Here is a 22,179-nt window from a genome sequence, read left to right as displayed (position 1 = left end):
CATAAAAAGGCAGATTCAGACAAAGCTGATCTACCTTTTTATTATTTTCTTACTATTGATTATGCTTTAGTGAATAAATCACCAGCAAATCCATCTGATTTCTGTAAGAGTTGTTTGTAAACCTTCCATTTAAGATCTACAGTATTCTTGAAATCATTACCTTGAAGGTCTTTTTCGACTGCTGCATCAAATAAGGTCTGAAGTTGTGCGTAAGTTGAAATCTTTTGACCATCGATTTCAATTTCAACAAAACCTCTTTGGGCTTTTTCGTGTACTTCATGATACCATGCTTTCTTCCATGCTTCTAAGCTTTTGAATTTGCCGTTAGAAACTTTATTAATAATAAAGTCATCACCAAGACCTTTATTTCCAGCTGCTTTAGATTCTTGTTTGTATTTGTTTGATGCATAACCTAAGAATCCGTCTAGATATCCGAAGTAACCCCACATACGGAAGGTATTATGTTTGAATGAGATTGAACCAACCGCACTCTTACTTGTATTACCACCATAAATACCTGTCATCATATTTACTACAGTATAAGCAGAATCAAATCCTTCAGTACGGTAATGACCATTTCCTGGTAATCCATGTTTCGTTGCAAAGTTTCCATCAACCAGTTGATCAATACTTGTCAGCTTCGTATTCTTTTCGTCATCATTCAAATCACGAACTAAATCCCATTGGTGTGGTTCACCAACTAAGCCATTGCGATCCGCTTTTTCACGATATTTCTTATCGATTTTCTTGAACCACTTATCATTTGTTCCAGTATTTTTCTTGATGACAGACTCAGCTTCTAAGTAATCAAGCATCATCATGGATTCATTGTAATTCTTCATGTAGTGATCGATTTTTTCACGACTATTTAACACATTTGGATTATAGTTGTAAATTTGATTTCCATCATTTTGACGTTCGTAAGCCATGTTCAATCCTAAGGCACCATATTCACCATTTGGATTTGAAACTGATGGTGATTGTAACATACCTTGAGCGAAGGCTTCAACGTCTGTTCCTTCACGGTGACGCCATGTTCCTAAGTAGGCCATACGGTCATTGATGTGAGTTGTTTCGTGAGTGAATGCAGATGTACCAAAATCACTAATCATACTAGAGATGATGTAATATACCGCCTCTTGTGGTTGTGGATTTTGGAAGATATAAGCGTATGCACCCATTCCATTGTATCCATGCCATTTATCAGTCGGACCATAGAATTCACGAATTGGAGCAAAATCACCTTTCTTCGTATGTCCCATACGGTCAACCCATCCCAAACCTGGTACATCATGGTTATCCCAAATTGCAGATGGAACCATATTTTCACTCTTAAGAAGATTATTTCGTACATTATCTGCAGCAAGTCTTGACCAGAAGTCTAAATAATTGATTTGTTCTTGCGCACGTAAATCAACTTGCTTCTTGAATGCTTCACGTTCTTCTGCTGTGTTCTTACCGTATTTCTCAAATGAACTAAAGGCAATGGTATTATATGTCGTAATTAAGATCATATGCGCTTTCTTCAGGTTCAGAAGTGGTAGAATATAACGTCCGTGATGTCCATTATTAATTACTTCATACAATTTATGTTTCTTATTCGCAAAATCAGGATTTGATGATTGTTTCTCAACAACATAAGCGTTATCTGCAATGTTGTTCTTGAACCAAGTATTCATATCTGTTTCACTAGTGAATAATTCCATGTTGTACTTCAGAAATTCGTGTAAGTTAGCTTTACCAGTAGCACTTGCAAGAGCTCTGTTAAATGCATCGTGTGATTGATCACCTTTTAGGTTGTTACCATTTGAAGCGAAGCTGATTAATCTATCAAGTACGTTAACGTTCTTACCGTAGAAATCCGGTTTGAAGGTCATCATATTTTTGATATTTAATCCGTCAAATTTAATTCCATAGTATTGGTTTAAATAAGCCAGAGCTAACATGATTTTAGCTTTGTTATCTTCAACTTTTTTAATCAATGCACGTTTAGCTGCTTCGTCCGTATTTAATTGGTGGTCTTCATTTTCAACTAAAGCTTTAACTAAAGCATCAAGATTATCTTTTACTTCTTTGAAGCTTTCTTCCATGTATAACATCTTAGGATTGTTATTAATCTTACGAACTTCATCTGAATCAAGTTCAACAGAAGCTAATTTAGCTTTGATATCGCTGATTAACTGTGTCCTATCTTTAACAACCATATTTGGTGTATAGACAATATCACCTAATCCTTCAATACTATATTCACGAACTTGTTGAACCTTAGATTCTTTTTGTGTAATAGCTTTAATTTCTTTCGTCTTATCAGCGTAATGAATCATAATATGATCAGCATCTGATAAGTCGGTCACAAATTGTCCATCTTTCATACCTGTAACAGATAATACTTCAGTAGTTAATAATTTAGAATCTGCAGGAATCTTATTACCTTGATTTACAATCCATTCTTTGTTGTAGAACGGTTGAAGCTTTTCAATATTACGGTAAGCAAGCTCACGAGATACATCATAATCTTGAGTATCCTTGTAAGTGTCAGATTTTGGTTTTACTTGGTTTAGTTTATCTTCCACAAGTGGAGCAATTTCGAATTTATCTGCTGTAATTCCGAATGACTCTATTTTCTTGTTGGCTTCTTCTAAGCTGATTTCTTGGATTCGTTTACTACGAGAATATTTGAATGAACGTTTCCCTTCACTCACACCTGTAACAACATAGTTTCTATCAATCCAATTATTTGTAAAGTATCCATCTTCATCAACAAGGTCTTTAGAACCATAGAATTCTTCGCCATTTTCAACTTTCATCATTGTAACAGTATCAAGAACTCTACCCCATGGATAGTTTTTACTAATGAAACCACCAACTTCAACAGGAGTTTTCACCTTAATAGTTCCTTTAACGACAGATTGACTAGTAAATGCGTATTTATTAACCCCATTTCCATCGTAACCATTATCTGTTCTAGCAACAAGACCACCAATACGAGCTTTATTGGCTACAATATCAGCATCAACATAGGCTTTTTTAATATTCCCTTTCCAAACTTCTCCAGAAATACCACCCATATCCCAGCCTTTATCGCCGACACCAGTAAGTTTACCAACAAAGGCAACATTTTGTAATAAACCACCAACGTCCACTTTGTTTACAATACCTGCAATACCATCTTTACCAAGGATGCTACCAGTTACCTTGACATTTTCAACCGTAGCGTTTTTAGCTACTCTTGATAGTGCTGAAATATTTTCAATCCAAGGCATATTAATATTAACATTACCTAAGTTAATGTTATTAATTGTAGCGCCTTCAACATTATCAAATAACTGACGAGCCATATTGTGAATTGTATATTGTTTTCCATCGACACTTGTTAAAGTTCCGCTAAATTTACCAGGTACATATTGTTTATTCAGAGTTGGTACATTTGCTGCATTCAAATCTGCACCAAGTTTAAAGGTACCACTTGGATTAGCTTTCATAGCCGTTACTAGGTCGTTAAAGCTATAATATACATCACCATCGTGTGCTTTTTGTTTTTCAAAGTAATGGACATACTCGTTTGCCAATTTAAAAGCATCTGTGTGCTGAACTAAATCAGGAGCTGTTGCAGTAACTTTAAATAACGTTTTTCCGTCTTTTTCTACTTCTTCAATCTTGTCAACAGCCAGTCTTGTAACTTTGTTGTCGTGAGTTGTAACTCTTAGGTAGAGTGGAGCAACATCAGCTGGTTTTTCTGTCAGCAAACTAGTGTCTGTTTCGTTACCATCAGCGTCCACACTTATCAAGCTTGTTTCTTTGATATTTTTGATTTCAACTTTTTTGAGGTCGATTCTTAGCGGTTCTTCTTTCAGAACTTCTTCCTCATCACCCTCACCACGGTCATAAACCATCTTCGTCTCAAGTTTATAATCTTTGTAGTACTGTAAGTCTGTCAAAGAAGCTGTTAGATCTTCTGGTGAAACATTCAATGTTTTCACAATCTCATCACCTTTTTTCAGAGTTAAGGTGATTGATTTAATGGCTGCCTTACTTGGATTTTCCAAATTATAACGAATTTGAGATGATCGTTTCAAATCTTGAACATCGACAAGTGACAAACTTAAGATTGGTTTTTCAAAGTTTTTAGTTCCTAATTTGACGATACGATCTTGGTCTAACTCCAGAACCTGTTCCACAATTTTCGGTGCTTCTTCAGTTTTTAAACCTTTGATAGTTCTGTAAGTCTTGGTAACTTTTTTCTGCCCATCTTTTCCTTCTTGGACAGTAACTCTTTCACCTTTTTTCAGTTGGTCATCTTCTTTAATAACTTCCTTAAATGGAATCTTTTCAAGACTTTCTTCTACCAGAGTTCCTTCAATTGGTTTTGTACCACGACTTATTTTTTTAGTGACTGGTTCTTTGATGACAGTAGTTGTTGTATTTAAAACTTCGTCAGTCTCAACACCTTCGAGAGTCTTATAAGTCGTTTTGGTAATTTTACTACCCTTTTCTCCATCTTGAACTACAATTTCTTCATCCGTATATTTGGTTGGATCATCGATAATTTCTGTCTTATAGTCAATCTCAGTAGTAGTTTCTTTCGTAACCGCTCCCTCAGTTACTTTATATTCAGGTAACTTTTCTTGAACTAAAGATTCGCCTTCTTTACCAGTTTCTTGAGTGCCTTTAGCCTCAACCTTTCCTGTATATGCTGCTTGCGGTTCTTGAACTAAGGATTCGCCCTCTTTACCAGTCTCTTGAGTGCCTTTAGCCTCAACCTTTCCAGTATATGCTGCTTGCGGTTCTTGAACTAAAGACTCTCCTTCTTTACCAGTTTCTTGAGTGCCTTTAGCCTCAACCTTTCCTGTATATGCTGCTTGCGGTTCTTGAACTAAGGATTCGCCCTCTTTACCAGTCTCTTGAGTGCCTTTGGCTTCAATTTTTCCTGAATATGCTACTTGTGGTTCTTGAACTAAGGATTCGTCCTCTTTACCAGGTTCTTGAGTGCCTTTGGCTTCAATTTTTCCAGTATATGCTGCTTGCGATTCTTGAACTAAAGACTCGCCCTCTTTACCAGGTTCTTGAGTGCCTTTAGCCTCGATTTTGCCTGAATATGCTGTTTGCGGTTCTTGAACTAAAGACTCTCCTTCTTTACCAGTTTCTTGAGTGCCTTTAGCTTCAATTTTTCCAGTATATGCTGCTTGCGGTTCTTGAACTAAAGACTCGCCCTCTTTACCTGGTTCTTGAGTACCTTTAGCCTCAACCTTTCCAGTATATGCTTCCTGTGGTTCTTGAACTAAAGACTCGCCCTCTTTACCAGTCTCTTGAGTGCCTTTAGCCTCAACCTTTCCAGTATATGCTGCTTGCGATTCTTGAACTAAAGATTCGCCTTTTTTACTGCTTGTATTGATAGTCGATTTTGATTCTCTAAAGTAACCAACATACTCATATCCTTCAATATGAATAACTCCTTTAGCCAAGCCTTCATGTGTAGAGGCTGAAATAGTTTGGTTATAAGAAAGTAACTCTTTATTTTCAAATGCAAAGGCAGTAAAAGGTACAAAATTGCTGACTCCAATAGAGCTGATTAACAGAACCCCTAGTACTTTACTGCGGTGTTTCTTTGAAACTAATAGAACCGCTAGCGAGGCTGTTGCCAAGCCAAGACCTGCTAGAGCGACTTCCTTACTTCCTGTGTAAGGAAGTTGTTGACTGGTAGTCGCCTTCTTGCGATAAACTACATAAATAATATCTTCATCTTGAAACTCTGTTGGAACCTCATGATGAATCAGAGCTTTTTCAGACTCGGTCAATTCCTGCTCCGCCAAATAACGGTAATGAACACTATGAGCACCACCGACTTCATTGGCGTGCACCTTATCTACTGAAAGGGTACTGGCACCAAAAAGGAAGGCCCCAATGGCTACAGGACCTACCCCAACAGTTAGCTTACGAATGGAATATTTGGTAATTTTTTCTAGTTGTTGTTTTGTTTTTTTCATTCTCACGACTTTCTGATAGAATCTTGTGGATAATGCGCACGCGCACCTCCAATTAATTTTGGACGGCTAGCAAGGGCCGTTACATGGGCATGCCCAATTTCTCTCAAAAGAGGGCGAATCGGAACCTGAACATGCTTGACATGCATGCCAATTGCAGTGTCTCCGATATCCAATCCAGCATGAGCCTTGATAAATTCAACCTCAACTGGATCTTGCATAAACTTGAAGGCTGCCAACTGACCTGAACCTCCTGCATGAAGGGTAGGAAGGACACTGACGATTTCCAGACCAAACTGCTCTGCCACCTGACGTTCAACCACAAGGGCCCGATTGATATGTTCACAACCTTGAACAGCTAGATGAATTCCATTTTCTTCTAGGATATCTAGGATGGTCTTCACAATGATTTCCCCAATTTCTTGGCTGGATTCCTTGCCAATCTGACCACCTATCACTTCACTAGAAGAAAGGCCCAAAACAAAGATAGATCCTTGCTTCAAATTGGCCTTTTCTAATACATCTTTTACAATCTGGCTTGTTTCTCTTTGAATGTCTTTTTCCTTCATACTTGATACCTCTTTTGTCATTATCTATCATATCGTTTTTTCTACGTTTTAGCAAGATAGACAACCTAGAAAGCTTGCCCAATTACGCATAAAACTCCCAGAATTGACTGGGAGTTAACTAGTTTCTATTCTATTTATGTATATTTCAACTGTCGTCCCTTTTGAGGGGACAGAATCTATCTTCATCTGGTAATATTCTCCAAAATGAAGTTTGAGCCGCTGGTCAACGTTTTGAAGACCAACTCCCCCACGTTTGAGTTGACTTTGACTACTATCGCTAGCGTCTTGGAAACCAACCCCATCATCCTCAATGCGGATGACCAATCCCGAATCCTGTTTCTGAACAGAAACTCTAATATGTCCCTGGCCTTCCTTTTCCTTAATGCCATGGTAAAGAGCATTTTCTACTAGAGGTTGTAGCACTAGCTTGGGCAAGACTAGCTGATCAAAGGCAGGATTTTCATTAATTTCGTATTCCAGCTTATCTCCATAGCGTTGTTTCTGGATAAAGAGATACTGGCGGACATGATTGATTTCGTCAGACAGACAAATCCAGTCCTTACCTTGATTGAGCGCCAAGCGGAAATAGGTTGCCAAAGACTTGGTCACCTGAACCACGCGCTGACTATCCTGAAATTCAGCCATCCAAATGATGGTGTCCAAGGTATTATAAAGGAAATGCGGATTAATCTGGCTCGATAGGGCTTGAAGTTGGTACTGACGGGTCGTTTCTTCCTGCCTGCGAATATCCGCCATCAGCTGATCAATCTGATCCAACATGGCATTGAACTGACGAGTCACTTCTCTCAGTTCATGGGCACCAGTTTCCTTGGCACGAAGATTCTGATTACCAGAAGCAATCTCCAGCATGGTTTCTCTCAAGTCATTCAGAGGAGCAATCCAGCGTTTAAGACTAAGCCACACCAAACAGAGACAGGCAAGAAGAGAGGTGACACTGGCTCCAAGCAAGGTCCACATGAGTTGACTCCGAACCTGGTCTAACTTCTCCAACGAAGACACACCAAGCACCGTCCAATCAGTTCCAGCAATCTTTTCTTGACTGACGTAGGATTGGTGATCTGGAGTATAGCCCTGCCCTGTCTCAATATAGGGTTTCATGGCCTCCATTTCGCTAGACGAACTATAAACTGTGTGTTGAGGATGATAAACAAATTCATGGTTTTCATTGATAATAAAGGCAAAGCCCTGCTGACCCAACTGAAGTTGATTTAGATAGGCTTCCAGAGTTTCATAAGAAATATCCAAACGAAGCACACCCAGATTAGCTCCCTTTGCATCAACAAGTTCCTGAGTGACAGAAATGACCCACTGGCTATCTGATTTACGAGCTGGTGTCAAAACTGGCATGGCTCCCTGATGAATGGCCTTTTGGTACCAATCCTCAGCCATCATATCAGAAGAAGTTTTCATCTGCACACTGTCATCTGTAGAAATGAGCTGACCAGACTTGGTTACCAGCACAACAGCTTTCAAGTCCTGGTCTGCCTTTAAGATAGTCAAAAATAGATCTCGGATTCCCTTGACCTTGTCTTGACTGGGATTCTCAGCATAGGCTAGGACATCCGTCTGCTGGGTCAAACTGGTCGAGGTGGTTTCTAATTTTTTGATATAAGACTGGATAAAGTGGCTAGTCTGACTGATAGTCGTTTGACTATTGCCCTCAATGCTAGCCTCAATGGCTGAAGAACTAGATTGATAGTAGAAAGTCCCAACCAGAGCTAGGAGAATGAGAAAGACCAGAAAGATAGAAATAACCATTCTGACTAGGAGAGAAGAACGCTTCATCGACCTTCCCCCTTCTTAAACTGACGAGGTGTCACACCTGCAATCTGTTTAAAACGTTGGGTGAAATAGTTCATATCTTCAAAACCAACCTTCTCTGCTATCTCATAAATCTTCAGATCTGTAGTTAAAAGCAAGAGCTTGGCTTGTTTGACACGTTCTCTCACCAGATAATCCTGAAAAGGCAGGCCCAACTCTTTCTTAATCAAAGAACTCAGATAAGTCGGACTAAAGCCCAAGACACTGGCCAAGCTCTTTAAACTAAATTGACTATCAGCTAGATGAGACTGGATTTTCTGGGCCATGTTTCCTTCAAACTTATCGGTTAATAAATCTTGTAACTGCTCTTCTTTTTCTTCCTTGTCCAACTTTTGCTTAATTTTCCCCAACATTTCCTCAATATCCTGACGAGAAAAGGGCTTGAGTAGGTAGTCATCTACACCGAGTTTGACAGCAGACAAGGCATAATCAAAATCATCGTAGCCAGTCAAAAAGACCAAATGAACCTGAGGGTAGGTTTCTCGGACCAGACTCGCTAACTGGATGCCATTTAGCTGAGGCATGTTGATATCGGTTAAAATGATATCTGGCACCTGCTTTTGAATCAATTCCCAAGCCTGCCTTCCATTTTCAGCCTGACCGATGATTTCCATATCGTAGGCTGCTACATTGACCAGCTTGGTCAAGCCTTGTCTTACCAGATATTCATCTTCTACGATTAAGATTGTATAGGTCATGCTTCTCTCCTTTGTCACTTACTAGTATCAGTATAGCAAAATTCTCCTCTAACTGCTTAGGAAAGCCCTCTTAATCAACATAATCTAGTAAATAAGCATAACCTTTTTCTTCCATTTGATCTTTGGGAATAAAGCGGATAGAGAGACTATTAATACAGTAGCGCAAGCCACCCTTGTCCTGTGGTCCATCCGTAAAGACATGGCCAAGGTGAGAATCTCCAACTCGGCTCCGAACTTCCATGCGTGTCATATTGTAAGACTTATCTTCTTTGTAGGTAGCAACATCTGGACTGATTGGTTGGGTAAAACTAGGCCAGCCACAACCAGACTCAAACTTATCCTTTGATGAAAAGAGGGGTTCGCCAGTTGCTACATCCACATATATACCAGATTCAAATTTATCCCAGTAACGGTTTGAGAAAGCTCGTTCTGTTTGATTTTTCTGGGTGACTGCATACTCCTCAGGTGACAGGGTCTTTTTCAATTCATCATCACTTGGTTTTGGATATTTGCTGGCATCAATGACGGGGTAGGCCGCCTGATTGACATTGATATGGCAGTAGCCATTTGGATTTTTCTTGAGATAGTCTTGGTGGTAATCCTCAGCCACTACAAAATTCTGCAGACTCTCCTTTTCAACTGCTAGAGGTTGGTCGTATTTCTTAGCCACCTCATCAAAGACTTGGTTAATCACCTCTAAATCCTTATCATCTGTATAATAAACACCGGTACGATACTGGGTACCCACATCATTTCCTTGTTTATTTTTGCTGGTTGGATTGATAATTCGGAAGTAATGAAGCAAGATTTCCTTGAGGGAAATTTGCTTGGCATCATAAGTAACATGGACAGTCTCCGCATGACCTGTTTGGTTAATCAATTCGTACTTGGTTGTTTCCCCTCTACCATTCGCATAACCTGATACGGCATCTGTCACACCGGGAACGCGTGAGAAATATTCCTCCACTCCCCAGAAACAACCTCCAGCCAGATAAATTTCGTGCAAGTCTGCGTCTTTGCTAACTTCTGTTTTTTTCACTGTTTTTCCTCCTTGGCTAACTGATGCTTTCTCAATTTGCGAGCTATCTGTCTGCCCTGCATTTCGCATCAATAGAAAATAGAAACCACTTATAGCTAGAACAAAAATTCCTGCCAAGACAAACAATTTTACTTTATCATTCATGACCTTTCGCTACCCCATTTCTTTCAATGTTTTTAAAATCATATCCTTATCCATAAAACCTGGTTGCGTTTTGACCAGCTTGCCTTCCTTGTCTATAAAGGCTTGAGTTGGGTAAGAACGAACACCATAACTTTCTAAAAGTTTGCCTGATGGGTCAATTAGAACTGGGAAATTTTTATAATCCAAACCCTTGTACCAATTCTTAAAGTCTGCTTCAGCTTGTTCCCCCTTGTGTCCAGGAGAGACCACTGTCAAAACTACATAGTCATCACCAGCATCCTTAGCGATTTCATCCGTATCTGGAAGACTGGCCAGACAGATGGAACACCAAGAAGCCCAGAATTTGAGATAGACTTTCTTGCCCTTGTAATCAGACAAGCGGTAGGTCTTGCCATCTACTCCTGTCAATTCAAAATCAGCAACCGCCTGACCCTTGGTGGCAGTTTGCGAACTGACTTGTTCTGTTTTTGTTTGCTCCTTCATAGTAGATTCATCTGACATATTTTTAGCCGAACAAGCTGCCAAGCAACAGATTGATCCGACTCCAAGGAGACATGTTTGCCATTTTTTCATTTCTTCTTCCTCTCTATTCAAATAAACTTGTCAAAATAGAAGCATTTCCCAAAAGCACCAAGATTCCCATCACGATAATGAGGAAACCACCCACTTTTTTGAGGGTTCCTAGATAAGGATGGAGTTTTCGGAAATGTTTCAAAACATAGCTGGAGGCAAGAGCTAGAACCAAAAATGGTAGCGCTAGACCCAGCGTATAGATTAACATGAGACCAGCTCCCTGCCAAGCACCTGAACCACCTGAAGCAGCCAAGGCTAAAACAGAGCCCAGAACCGGTCCCACACATGGCGTCCAAGCAAAACTAAAGGTCAATCCCAGTAAAAATGCCTGACTATAGCCGTTACTCTTTTGCCCTTCTCTCTTTAATTGTAGCCTTCTTTCCTTGTAGAGTCCCTGAAAATGTAAGACTTCCATCTGGTGTAAGCCCAAGAGAATGATAACGGCACCCGTCACATACTGAAACCAAGAAGCATACAAAAGGTCTCCTAAAAAGCCAGCTCCATAACCCAGTAAGATAAAGATAAAGGAGATCCCCGCTATGAAAGCTAGAGTTCTCAATAAACTAACAATTGAGATTGAAAATTTGCCACTAGAAACCTGAGCACCATCTTTATCATCCAACAAGACCCCTGCATAGACCGGTAACAAGGGTAAGATACAAGGAGAAAAGAAGGAAAGAATTCCAGCAAGAAAAACACTGATAAAAAAGATAATATTATCCATTGCCTTCCTCCATTCTTTGATTTGATAGGACTATTATAGCCCCAAAACTCCAGAAAAAACAGGGATAATGATAGGGAAAAATAGGAATTTAATCAGGTTATGTAAAAATGGTACAAAAAAAGCCAGACAAGGTCTGACTCTGATAGAAACAGAAAAGAAAATTCACTACTCTTCCCTACTTATCTGATAATAAATAAGGTCCGCAAGGTAGCCTTTTCTCTCAACACCATTAGTAATGGTTTTTAGATAGGACATTCCAGCCTTCTCCATGACACGACCTGAAGCTGGGTTGAGACTGGCATATCGTGCTCTGACCTTTTGAAAACCTGCTTGAGTAAAACAGAAGTCTAGCACAGCTTTCAAGGCCTCCGTCATCATACCTCGGCCCCAAAAGTTTTTTCCTAAAACATACCCAATTTCACAACTTAAATCTTCCTCGTGCATTTCAATGATACTGATATCTCCTATCACTTGCTCAGGATTTTCTTTGAGACAAATGGCCCATTTGTAATAGTTGGGATTAGTATAGGATGCAACCCAATTTCGAATCGAGTTCCGAGTCACCTCAACATCAGGATGAGGATCCCAGGTGACATAGGTCAGATTCTCAGCAGATGAAGCCCAATTTTGAAACATGGCTTCCGCATCACTCTCCACAAATCTTCTCAAAATCAAACGTTCTGTCTGTAACTTTTGCGTACCGATTGCTTTCATAATGTTACCTCGCTTTCTCATTTCTAGGCTCAGGGTAAAAAGGTCCCCCAGACCTTCCTCGTTTTCCTATTTTTAGACTCGGGCTAAAAACCTCCACTGGAGGTTTTTCTTGCTTTTTAATTTCAGGGCAAGAAGCTAAAAAGGTCCCCCGGACCTTCCTCGCTTACCTGTTTCCACGCTCGGGGTAAAAACCTCCACTGGAGGTTTTTACTCCCAAAAATCATCAAATACGGTGATGGGTAGGTGGCGTTTGTGTTGGCCTTTGTGCCACCAGTTTTCGATAGTTGCTTGGGCTTCTGGGCTGATTGTTTTGCCTTCTAGGTAGTCGTCAATCTCTTCATAAGTGACCCCGAGGGCTACTTCGTCAGCTAGACCTGGTTTGTCTTCTTCGAGGTCTGCTGTTGGGATTTTTTCATAAAGGGCTGGATCCGCTCCTAATGCCATCAATAATTGCTTTCCTTGACGTTTATTAAGGCGGTAAAGAGGGAGAATATCTGCACCACCGTCACCAAACTTGGTAAAGAAACCTGTGATATTTTCCGCAGCGTGGTCTGTTCCAATGACCGCTCCGCTATGAGCACCAGCAAGGGCATACTGAGCAATCATACGGCAACGTGCCTTGATATTGCCTTTGTTAAAGTCTGAAACAGGACTACCTGTCGCTTCAACTGCAGCTGTCATAGCATCTACTGATTCCTTGATATTAACTACCAAACTGACATCTGGCTGGATGAAGGCAAGGGCTTTTTGAGCATCGGCTTCATCAGCTTGCACTCCATAAGGCAGGCGGACAGCAATAAATTTGTAACTATCGTCACCAGTCTCTGCTCGCAGTTCTTCCATAGCTAATTGGGCCAATCGACCTGCTAAGGTTGAGTCTTGTCCCCCAGAAATCCCTAGTACAAAGGTTTTTAGAAAGGGATGTTTTTTCAGGTATCTTTTTAAGAAATCAATAGAACGACGGATTTCTCCCTGGGCATCAATGACTGGTTTCACGCCAAGTTCTTGGATAATCGTTTCTTGCAAACTCATTCTTCTTCTCCTTCACCAAGGGCTTCCTTGCGCATTTTGTCAATCAAGTCCATCTTATCCTGCCATACATCACGCGCCAAATCCACTGGATAATGCTGCGGATTGAGCACACGCTTGTATTCATCCCAAAGCTTGTCAAATTCCTTACGAGCATAATCCTGAATCTCAGTCAAGCTAGGCAGGTTGTAAATCAATTTTCCGTCTTTGAAGATATCCACCAAGAGAGGAACGGCATCAAAATTACGAACGGTCTTCTTGATGTAGGTATAAGTCGGATGGAACATCTTGATTTCTGTCATGTCGCTCACATCCACACCGTCATATGTGATGTAGTCGCCTTCTGACTTGCCTTTTTCACGACTGGTAATGCGCCACACCTGCTTCTTACCAGGTGTTGATACTTTTTCCGCATTGTTTGACAATTTGATGGTATTGCGCATGTTCCCATTTTCATCTTCAATCGCAACAATCTTGTAAACAGCCCCAAGAGCTGGCTGGTCATAGGCTGTAATCAGCTTAGTTCCCACACCCCAGACATCAATCTTGGCCTTTTGCATCTTGAGGTTGAGGATGGTATTTTCATCTAGGTCATTTGAAGCATAAATCTTAGCCTCTGTAAATCCAGCCTCGTCCAGTTGCTGACGGACTTTCTTGGAAATGTAGGCAATATCCCCAGAATCAATCCGCACACCCATAAAGTTAATCTGGTCACCCAGCTCACGCGCCACCTGAATGGCAGCGGGTACCCCAATGCGAAGAGTATCATAGGTATCCACAAGAAAGACACAATTTTTGTGGGTCGCAGCGTAAGCCTTGAAGGCTTCATAGTCATTGCCATAAACCTGCACCAAGGCATGGGCATGGGTCCCCAAGACAGGAATGTCAAAGAGTTTACCAGCACGCACGTTGCTAGTTCCATTGGCGCCACCAATCACCGCTGCGCGTGTTCCCCAGATAGCTGCATCCATTTCTTGAGCCCGACGTGTCCCAAACTCCATCAAGGGTTCATCTTCAATAACCGAGCGAATACGAGCTGCCTTAGTCGCCACCAAGGTCTGGTAGTTGACGATGTTCAAAAGAGCTGTTTCAACCAACTGACATTGGGCTAGAGGGCCTTCCACCTGTACAATCGGTTCATTTGCAAAGACCAAGTCCCCTTCTTGGGCAGAACGAACAGTCAACTCCAACTTGAAATTGCGGAGATAGTCCAAGAATGCCCCATGATAGCCTAGTGATTCCAAATAGGCAATATCACTATCTGAAAAACGCAGGTCTTCAAGATAACTCACAATTCTTTCCAAACCTGCAAAAATTGCATAGCCGTTCTTAAAAGGCTGTTGGCGGAAATAAACCTCAAAAACCGCCTTTTTATTGTGAATTTCTTGGTCAAAGTAAACCTGCATCATGTTAATCTGGTACAAGTCCGTGTGCAATGTCAAACTATCATCTGGATACATACTTTTCCTACTTCCTTAACTAGAAACCCATAAAAATTTTCAAAAACTTTCATGTATTCCAATAAATTAGTACTATTATATCACATTTTATTTGGATTGAGAAAAAAGTAACAAGCTATTCTCCACTCTCCAGTTCATCCATGTCTTGTTCAAACTTTTTCTGAGCCCATTCTCCATAACTCTTCAAACCGAGATTGCCAATAAAGACCCAAGGAAGGTAAATGACATAAGTAATAGCCCAAGCGGACAGGTATTTAGGATTCAAAGGATTGTGCTGATAAATGTCTATATTGAATTGATAATTCTGCAACATCAAGAGAGTTGTAATCGCCAAGGTTAGGAAAAAACAACCCAAAATCGTAAAATGAAAACGACTATAATAGGTCACTCCCAGATAACGAGCACGATTGAAAAAGAAGAGAATTCCTACTATCAGAGTATAGACTAGAAAATTCGGATTAAAAAGAGATGGAGCCAATACAGCCACCAAATAGCTTAGAAGCACCAGTCCAATGAAGAGGGTAAAGGATTCCGCCCCAGCTTTATTGATTAGTTGTTCTTCTCTTTCGTCAAGTAATTGATAATGAATGAATTTAGTTACCATCTTCTTCCTCCCAAAATAGTTGGTCTAGGGTTTTCCCTAAACATCTGCAAATCGACTGGCAGAGTGAGAGACTGGGATTGTATTTCCCCGCCTCTATCAAACCAATAGTCTGGCGCGTCACACCAACAGCCTCTGCCAGTTGACCTTGTGTTAAATCAAGCTCTACACGAGCTAATTTTAATTTTAAATTTTTAGCCACCTGCGTCCTCCTTATAGTTTTAATACTCATCTACTCTTAAAAAATCCAAAACTAACACAAGCTGTCAGCTATTTATTATAACCTCATTAATTAGCACTCCAATATTATCTTCAACCTAAAATCAGTATGTTGGATTGTTTGAAATAAACTTCCTAGTTTACTCTTTTATTTTTGTTTAGTATTAGCTTTAGTAGAATCTTTTAAACGAGTTTTTATTGCTTGTACTTCTTGTTTAGTTTAGTTGGTTTCATATTACTATTATATAATGCTTTTGGAAATGAGTCTAGTATAAGTCAAAAACGTGGTGAACAGCAAGAGAAGGAGCATACCAAGATGACTGATTTTTTGCTGGTTTTAAGTATGCAAAATAATACTAAACGAAACTAAAATGAATACTTCTTGCTTTTCTTGAGAGTGAAAAAGTACAATAAAATGATTGTAGTGATTACCACAAGATACTGACTAATAGACATCGTATTTGAAGCCACAAATACAGGTAAAGAATAAAAAGGAAGAAGTTCAATTGCTTTGATAAACAAATCATTACTAGTATTCATCATAATCGTATTTAATATATTAGGGATAAAGAGTAGTAAAGCAACTAAAATACCAAATATCAAGCCACTTTTCAATTTGTATAAATAGAAAATGTAAGATAATAGAAAATAAAATAGGACTAACAAAATTGTATTGACTACAATAGCTACTATAAAATCTAATCCTAAATCACCTGGAACACCCAATTTACATACGATGACTAGTAGCACAATGCCATTCAAAGCATAAATAATAGAAACTGAGATGGCATATAGAAAATTAGACAAGACGTAAATCATCCGATTTTTCTTTTGATTATAAAATAAACTGATCGTATTGTTAGAAAAATCCCTGCTAATAATTCGGTTAGCATGTATAACAGCCATTAACATACCGAGCATAGCATAAAAATTTGAAATATGCTTAATACCAAGTGATGTCCCTTGAGTCTTTAGAATAAAGAATGTAACCAGTATCGGCGGTATAAACGAGATAATCAATCCGAGATATATTACGCCTGATGAATATAAATCTCTTATATTTTCCTTAAGAAAATTCAATTTATTTAATTTCATGATTATAACCTTCCTTTATTTTGAACGATTTAGATAAATATCTTTAAGCGTCTCTTTTTTAGTTTCAAAATCAACTACTTTAATAGAGTTTTCGTTAAAAAATTTAAAAAGCTCACTACTTTGAATATTCCCAGACATAGTAATTTTCAGTCCCTCTTCCTGAACAATATCCCCAAATTCTTGTTTGGTAAGGAAAATGTCTTTATCTGTAGCTGATGAAAAAGCTATCTCAAACAAGCAATTATGTCTATCTTTTCCTACTTTTTGGAATGTCAAAAGCCCGTTCTCCAAGAAAAGGACCCTCTCACAAATTTCTTCAATATCTTCTAATTTATGACTCGATATTAAAATTCCCACATTTTCATGTAAAGCTAAGTTTTTTAGAACTGCTAAAACTATTTGTGATGATTCAATATCTAAACCATTAGTCGGTTCATCTAAAATCAATATATCAGGTTCCGTAACGAGAGTTAGAAGCAAAGCTAATTTTTGTTTTGTACCTAAAGAATAGGTCTTTACTTTTTTATTAATAGACTGAGTCAAATCTAACTCTTGGATCAAACTTCCAAATCTTTCTTTATTGTAGTCAACACCATATAAATTTGACAAATATTTTAAATTCTCTAAACCTGTTTTAGATAAAAATAATTTTGGTTCTTCGATTAAATACCCAACATTATCACTACTTATAATATTCCCTGAAGTCGGTTGATTATTCTGAACAAGAATTTTCATCAATGTACTCTTGCCAACTCCGTTTCTCCCTACTAGACCAACAATTTCACCCTTATTAAGTGCAAAATTTATATCTTTGAGAATGATTGAATGAGCATAATGCTTACTTACATTTATAACTTCCATTTTTTATTCCTCCATTAACATTCTTGGTTTTCTCTTTGATTCTCATTAATTTTAAAAAGTTGCGCCTCTTTTTAACAACATTATATCATATATCTAACTTAATGCAATATATAAATGTCATTTTGTAAAATTTTATTAACAAAAAACTCTCTACCACCTAAATGATAGAGAGTTTTCTGCTTATTCAATTTTCTCAAAACATCTACAGCATCGTAGGATTTCACATCTAATGTCTTAGCTACGACTGTATTGTCCTCAATATCGTCTAGAAAGACACAATTTGTAGATTATAACTGCTACTTATCGATAGTTACTCATATCCATTAGTCCACCTCCATACTTATGTCAAGCCCCCTCTTTACTTTATGATTTCATATTCTCCTTACAAATCTTTTTGGTAATAAAATCTTTTTCCTGTGTAGGGATAGTCTTGTAAGGTAAAAACTTCCTTGTAGCCATGCATTTTATAAAAATCTGGAGCTTGAAACTGGTAAGTATTAACAAAAGCAAAACGACAGTTTCGATTCTTTGCTTCAGTTTCTGCTTGCTGCAATAATTTTGAACCGATTCCTTGCCCTCTCAGTTCCTCTTTTACAAACAAATATTCGATTTCCAACCAATTTCCAAAAGTCTCTGCTATCAAACCTGCCAGGAGATTGCCCTTTTCATCTTCGACATAAAGATTAAGTGACTCACTTTCAGATTCTTCTCTTTTTGAACGGTTATAAACACGAATCAGATTCCCTATTTCTTGTGATTTATGGGATTCTTTATTTTCCAATCTAAAGTACATCTAAACCTCCTTAAATACTGTTACAGCTTGATTATAGTCTTATTTCAATAGACTGTCAAACTAGCAAAAACTCACCAACCTGAGTTGATGAGTTTCAAATCTATTTTCTAAATTTCCACTGGCTGTAAATCCCAAAACCGATAATCCAGATAGCTGAACCGATTGCTCCGACAAATGTAGACTCTTGTAAAAAGAGAGTTACAAAGACAAAGGCAAAGAAGAGCATGGTTAAGGGATTTAGGAAACGATAATGGGGCATGAGATAGCCGTCCGCCATAAAGTCCTGTGACTTGCGGTATTTAAGGTGAGCCACCATAATCAAGATATAAATGGCGATATAGACACCTGATGATGATGCCGTAATCAAGGCAAAGGCATCCGACACACCTGGCAAGATGTTGATAAAGGCTGCTAGGGCAATCAAGATTGCTGAAGCGATGATGGCATTTTGTGGTACATTATGGCGAGAAAGAGTATCTGCTTTAATAGCCTTTAGGAAGCGATTTGGTGAATCATGAGCAATCTGATACAAGTGACGACCTGTTGAATAAAGGGTTGAGTTAAGAGCAGATGCTGCTGAGGTCAAAACGACGAAGTTAATCAAGGCTGCTGCCCACTTGATACCTGCCAATTCAAATACTGTAACAAAAGGTGAATCAGCCGATGCAAGCTCACGCCATGGAATGATAGCCATGATGGCTAAGAGGGCACCACCGTAGAAAAAAGCGATACGCAAAGGAATTTCCTTAACGGCTTTTGGCAAGACCTGGCGTGGATTTTTTGTTTCTGAAGTCGTTACCCCGATAAACTCAATCATGAGGTAGGCAAAGAAAACCATCTGGAAGGCCATGACAAAGTTCACTCCACCATTTGGGAAAAGGGAGAAATTGTCGGCAATATTAGCCAAACTTGCTACTCCATGAGGTGTCTTAAAGCCTGTCAAGACCATAAAGACTCCTGTTGCAATCATGGCTAAAATAGCCACAATCTTGACCATAGCGAACCAAAACTCAACTTCCCCAAAGAGCTTCACCGCGATCAGATTGACCAAGGCTAGAATGGTCAAAAATCCAATCTCAATCATCCAACTTGGCCAGCTAGGGAACCAGAACTGAACATAGTGAGAGATCGCAGTGATTTCCGCCATACCGATAAAGACAACGGATAACCAGTAAGACCAAACTGAGAAATAACCCCAGCCCTTACCTAAATGACGCGTGATAAAGTTGATAAAGGTATGTTGCTCAGGATCTTGGTAGAGCATTTCCCCAACCGCACGCATCATGAGGAACATGAAGGCCCCCGTAATCATATAAATTAGTACAATAGAAGGACCTGTTAGGCTGATAGATCGACCCGCTCCCAAAAAGAGTCCTGTTCCAATTGTTCCCGCAATGGCCATAACCTGCACGTGACGATTGGTCAGACCACGTTCCATCTTATTTTTTTTCTTCTTTGAACTCATATCGTCTCCAATTCAATTTAAAATGGAAAAAGGAGTGAGTGAAGCGCATTGCCCCCCCACTCCTTTTTTGTTTTTAGGCTGTTTTTTCAACCTTCAAAATTTTTACATCATAGCTACCAACAGGTGTTTCAATAGTTGCTGTGTCACCTGTTTTCTTGCCAATCAAGGCTTGTCCAATTGGGCTTTCATTTGAAACTTTACCTGCAAAGGCATCCGCACCCGCTGAACCTACGATAATATAAACTTCTTCTTCGTCCTCACCAATTTCTTGGATAGTGACTGTTTTACCAATCGCTACTTCGTCTTGAGCAACTGAGTCGCTATTGACGATTTCAGCATAGCGAATTTTTGTTTCCAAGCTAGAGATTTGTCCTTCGACAAAGGCTTGTTCATCCTTAGCTGCTTCATATTCACTGTTTTCAGAAAGGTCACCGTATGAACGGGCAATCTTAATGCGTTCTACCACTTCTGGTCGGCGGACCAATTTCAATTCTTCTAATTCTTTTTCAAGTTTTTCCTTTTCCGCTAGGGTCATAGGATATGTTTTTTCTGCCATTTTTCTCAACTTTCTTATTTAACTTTTAAAGCAAAATTATGTGGCGAACCACATAATTTTAGTTTGCACTACTTGATTGGGATAATTTGCTGTTGATATGCTGTGCAACATTTTGATCATGTTCATCTTTAGTTGTTGCAAAGTAAACTTTTCCATCTTCAACATTGGCTACAAAGTACAAATATTCACTCTTTGTTTGGTTAACACTTGCTTCAATAGCATCAAGACTTGGACTATCAACTGGCCCAGGCATAAGACCTAAACGAGTATAGACGTTAAAAGGTGAATCAATATTTGTATCAATTCCAGCATCATCTGCTAAACTAATTTTCTGACCAAGTTTTCCTTGAGCATATAAAATCGCAATATTGCTTTGAAGTGGCATACCAAGATTCAAACGGTTATAGAAGACACCAGCAATTTTTTTGCGATCTTCTGTCTGAGCACCCTCTTTTTCTACAAGGGATGCAATCGTCAATAGTTCATTAACCGTCAAATTCTTTTCTTTAATCGCACTATAATGGTTTGATAAGGCCTTATCCATAGCAGACAGCATCTCATCAATCAAACTTTCAATAGTTGTGCTTTCCTTGATAGAGTATGTTGCTGGGAAAAGATATCCCTCCAAACGATAACGAACACCAGACTCTTTTGTTGGCAAACTTCCAAGCAAGTTTGGATACTTAGCTACCTCTTGAGCAATAAAGGTTTCATCTTGAACTTTTGTCAAGAAGGCATCTGCCGTAAGAGCTTCTTTAAAATTACCTTCAAGTTGTCCCACTGCTTGTGCGATTTGATCAATCGTATAACCTTCTGGAATTGTCAAGTTCGCAAGAGATGGGGCCTGAGGTTCAGGTGTACCACCTTTTTGCAATTCTTTAATCAAATCATCCGTACTCATACTCTTCATCAAATTATAGTATCCTGATTTGAAATCAGAGTAATTTTTGTACTTAGCATACAAGCTGAAGATAATTCCATGTTTGACCAAACCAGATTTTTCCAAAGCATTCCCAATTTCTTGGACATTGGAGCCTTCTGGGATTTGAACCGTTACATATTCCTTAGAGTTTGCATCTACAGGTTTAAATGAATCTTGGATATAGACATAGCCAAAATAGCCACCAAGAGCAACAACTACCAAGAATAACAGGAAGCCAACAAGACATCCTTTCCCTTTTGGCTTCTTCTTAGCAGTTGATTTTGTAGCTTCGCGACGACTACGTCTCGGAGCACTAGCTAGGCTGTCTGTTAATTCAGCTGACTCAGATAGCTCATTATCCACTGCAGGAGTACTAACTTCTTTCTGCTGTTTACTTGTTTTATACGACACCGCAACCTTTGTTGGAATCTCGTTAAATTCTTTGTCTTCGTTAAGCTTTACAGGTTCTACTTTCGGTTGAACTGGCTCAAAAATAGGTTCTACAGGTTCAACTACAGGCTCAGCAGCCGCTTCAATTTTAGATTCTGCAACTTCTTCATTTGCTGCAATTTCATCCGAAATATCATTTGAACGTGACGGAACACTAGGAGCGTTCTTTAATATTTGATCCACAACAGAGAGAGAATTAGCCATCAACTCTTCTGCTGAAGGTTCGTTGTCCTGAATTGAAGGAACTACTGAATTTTCTGGAGACGAAGGAGTTTCAAAACTTGTAATCTCGTTTTCTTGCTCACTTCTATCTTGTTTTTTTACTCTCTCTAAATCACGTAAAATCTGCTCTTTAAAGCTTAATTTTTCTTCTTTTGGATTTTCACTCAAAAGATTTACCTCCTTGTTGACAGTCGATAATATTATATCTTAAAAACGAAAGAA

Annotated in this window: 18 protein-coding genes; all 18 read right to left on the bottom strand. The window is 39.1% G+C overall.

Annotated features, from left to right (window positions below; all coding sequences use genetic code 11):
* Positions 1–59 precede the first annotated feature (59 nt).
* Entirely contained in the window at positions 60–5,984 is a 5,925-nt protein-coding gene (locus M594_RS03280; RefSeq protein WP_173875957.1) for a ZmpA/ZmpB/ZmpC family metallo-endopeptidase, read from the bottom strand.
* A 2-nt stretch (positions 5,985–5,986) separates the two neighbouring features.
* Positions 5,987–6,550: a TIGR01440 family protein gene (locus tag M594_RS03275; protein ID WP_173875956.1), complete on the bottom strand. Its 564-nt coding sequence runs from the start codon at positions 6,548–6,550 to the stop codon at positions 5,987–5,989.
* Positions 6,551–6,664: 114 nt separating this feature from the next.
* Positions 6,665–8,356, bottom strand: coding sequence for a cache domain-containing sensor histidine kinase (locus M594_RS03270; RefSeq protein WP_173875955.1), 1,692 nt, complete (start codon positions 8,354–8,356; stop codon positions 6,665–6,667).
* Complete coding sequence (locus M594_RS03265) at positions 8,353–9,090, bottom strand: response regulator transcription factor (protein ID WP_173875954.1); 738 nt, start codon at positions 9,088–9,090, stop codon at positions 8,353–8,355. Before M594_RS03265 ends, M594_RS03270 begins: the two co-directional genes overlap by 4 nt.
* Positions 9,091–9,160: 70 nt before the next feature.
* Positions 9,161–10,273 carry a peptide-methionine (R)-S-oxide reductase MsrB gene (gene msrB, locus M594_RS03260; RefSeq protein ID WP_173875953.1) on the bottom strand — a complete coding sequence of 371 codons (1,113 nt, stop codon included), beginning with the start codon at positions 10,271–10,273 and terminating at the stop codon, positions 9,161–9,163.
* 9 nt (positions 10,274–10,282) lie between these two features.
* On the bottom strand, positions 10,283–10,846 hold the full coding sequence (locus M594_RS03255) for a redoxin family protein (protein WP_000759264.1): 564 nt from the start codon (positions 10,844–10,846) through the stop codon (positions 10,283–10,285).
* A 13-nt stretch (positions 10,847–10,859) separates the two neighbouring features.
* Positions 10,860–11,570 carry a thiol-disulfide oxidoreductase-associated membrane protein CcdA2 gene (gene ccdA2, locus M594_RS03250; RefSeq protein WP_173875952.1) on the bottom strand — a complete coding sequence of 237 codons (711 nt, stop codon included), beginning with the start codon at positions 11,568–11,570 and terminating at the stop codon, positions 10,860–10,862.
* A 165-nt stretch (positions 11,571–11,735) separates the two neighbouring features.
* Positions 11,736–12,284 (bottom strand): GNAT family N-acetyltransferase, encoded by a 549-nt coding sequence (locus M594_RS03245; RefSeq protein WP_173875951.1) that lies wholly within the window; start codon positions 12,282–12,284, stop codon positions 11,736–11,738.
* Between the two features lie 207 nt (positions 12,285–12,491).
* Complete coding sequence (gene nadE / locus M594_RS03240) at positions 12,492–13,316, bottom strand: ammonia-dependent NAD(+) synthetase (protein WP_173875950.1); 825 nt, start codon at positions 13,314–13,316, stop codon at positions 12,492–12,494.
* Positions 13,313–14,773 carry a nicotinate phosphoribosyltransferase gene (locus M594_RS03235; protein WP_173875949.1) on the bottom strand — a complete coding sequence of 487 codons (1,461 nt, stop codon included), beginning with the start codon at positions 14,771–14,773 and terminating at the stop codon, positions 13,313–13,315. Before M594_RS03235 ends, nadE begins: the two co-directional genes overlap by 4 nt.
* Before the next feature lie 115 nt (positions 14,774–14,888).
* Entirely contained in the window at positions 14,889–15,377 is a 489-nt protein-coding gene (locus tag M594_RS03230) for a DUF6773 family protein (RefSeq protein WP_125455083.1), read from the bottom strand.
* Complete coding sequence (locus tag M594_RS03225) at positions 15,367–15,576, bottom strand: helix-turn-helix transcriptional regulator (RefSeq protein WP_173875948.1); 210 nt, start codon at positions 15,574–15,576, stop codon at positions 15,367–15,369. Before M594_RS03225 ends, M594_RS03230 begins: the two co-directional genes overlap by 11 nt.
* Before the next feature lie 383 nt (positions 15,577–15,959).
* Complete coding sequence (locus M594_RS03220) at positions 15,960–16,688, bottom strand: ABC transporter permease (RefSeq protein ID WP_049543346.1); 729 nt, start codon at positions 16,686–16,688, stop codon at positions 15,960–15,962.
* A 15-nt stretch (positions 16,689–16,703) separates the two neighbouring features.
* A complete protein-coding gene (locus tag M594_RS03215) occupies positions 16,704–17,549 on the bottom strand; it encodes an ABC transporter ATP-binding protein (RefSeq protein WP_080977898.1) in 846 nt (281 codons plus the stop codon).
* Between the two features lie 382 nt (positions 17,550–17,931).
* A complete protein-coding gene (locus tag M594_RS03210) occupies positions 17,932–18,342 on the bottom strand; it encodes a GNAT family N-acetyltransferase (RefSeq protein ID WP_173875947.1) in 411 nt (136 codons plus the stop codon).
* A 100-nt stretch (positions 18,343–18,442) separates the two neighbouring features.
* Positions 18,443–19,807, bottom strand: a complete 1,365-nt coding sequence (locus M594_RS03205; RefSeq protein ID WP_173875946.1) for an amino acid permease — start codon at positions 19,805–19,807, stop codon at positions 18,443–18,445.
* A gap of 73 nt (positions 19,808–19,880) precedes the next feature.
* Entirely contained in the window at positions 19,881–20,363 is a 483-nt protein-coding gene (greA, locus tag M594_RS03200) for a transcription elongation factor GreA (RefSeq protein ID WP_000818750.1), read from the bottom strand.
* Positions 20,364–20,421: 58 nt separating this feature from the next.
* Entirely contained in the window at positions 20,422–22,125 is a 1,704-nt protein-coding gene (gene mltG, locus M594_RS03195) for an endolytic transglycosylase MltG (protein WP_173875945.1), read from the bottom strand.
* Positions 22,126–22,179: the final 54 nt, after the last annotated feature.

Source organism: Streptococcus mitis (assembly GCF_013305725.1).
Taxonomy (GTDB): domain Bacteria; phylum Bacillota; class Bacilli; order Lactobacillales; family Streptococcaceae; genus Streptococcus; species Streptococcus mitis_BO.
This window is presented reverse-complemented; position numbering and strand designations above follow the sequence as displayed.

Coding starts and splice junctions, on each gene's coding strand:
- M594_RS03205 (WP_173875946.1), bottom strand. CDS start 19,807: ATGAGTTCAAAGAAGAAAAAAAATAAGATGGAACGTGGTCTGACCAAT.
- msrB (WP_173875953.1), bottom strand. CDS start 10,273: ATGAATGATAAAGTAAAATTGTTTGTCTTGGCAGGAATTTTTGTTCTA.
- M594_RS03280 (WP_173875957.1), bottom strand. CDS start 5,984: ATGAAAAAAACAAAACAACAACTAGAAAAAATTACCAAATATTCCATT.
- nadE (WP_173875950.1), bottom strand. CDS start 13,316: ATGAGTTTGCAAGAAACGATTATCCAAGAACTTGGCGTGAAACCAGTC.
- M594_RS03220 (WP_049543346.1), bottom strand. CDS start 16,688: ATGAAATTAAATAAATTGAATTTTCTTAAGGAAAATATAAGAGATTTA.
- M594_RS03245 (WP_173875951.1), bottom strand. CDS start 12,284: ATGAAAGCAATCGGTACGCAAAAGTTACAGACAGAACGTTTGATTTTG.
- M594_RS03235 (WP_173875949.1), bottom strand. CDS start 14,773: ATGTATCCAGATGATAGTTTGACATTGCACACGGACTTGTACCAGATT.
- greA (WP_000818750.1), bottom strand. CDS start 20,363: ATGGCAGAAAAAACATATCCTATGACCCTAGCGGAAAAGGAAAAACTT.
- M594_RS03215 (WP_080977898.1), bottom strand. CDS start 17,549: ATGGAAGTTATAAATGTAAGTAAGCATTATGCTCATTCAATCATTCTC.
- M594_RS03265 (WP_173875954.1), bottom strand. CDS start 9,090: ATGACCTATACAATCTTAATCGTAGAAGATGAATATCTGGTAAGACAA.
- M594_RS03270 (WP_173875955.1), bottom strand. CDS start 8,356: ATGAAGCGTTCTTCTCTCCTAGTCAGAATGGTTATTTCTATCTTTCTG.
- M594_RS03230 (WP_125455083.1), bottom strand. CDS start 15,377: ATGGTAACTAAATTCATTCATTATCAATTACTTGACGAAAGAGAAGAA.
- ccdA2 (WP_173875952.1), bottom strand. CDS start 11,570: ATGGATAATATTATCTTTTTTATCAGTGTTTTTCTTGCTGGAATTCTT.
- M594_RS03275 (WP_173875956.1), bottom strand. CDS start 6,550: ATGAAGGAAAAAGACATTCAAAGAGAAACAAGCCAGATTGTAAAAGAT.
- M594_RS03255 (WP_000759264.1), bottom strand. CDS start 10,846: ATGAAAAAATGGCAAACATGTCTCCTTGGAGTCGGATCAATCTGTTGC.
- M594_RS03210 (WP_173875947.1), bottom strand. CDS start 18,342: ATGTACTTTAGATTGGAAAATAAAGAATCCCATAAATCACAAGAAATA.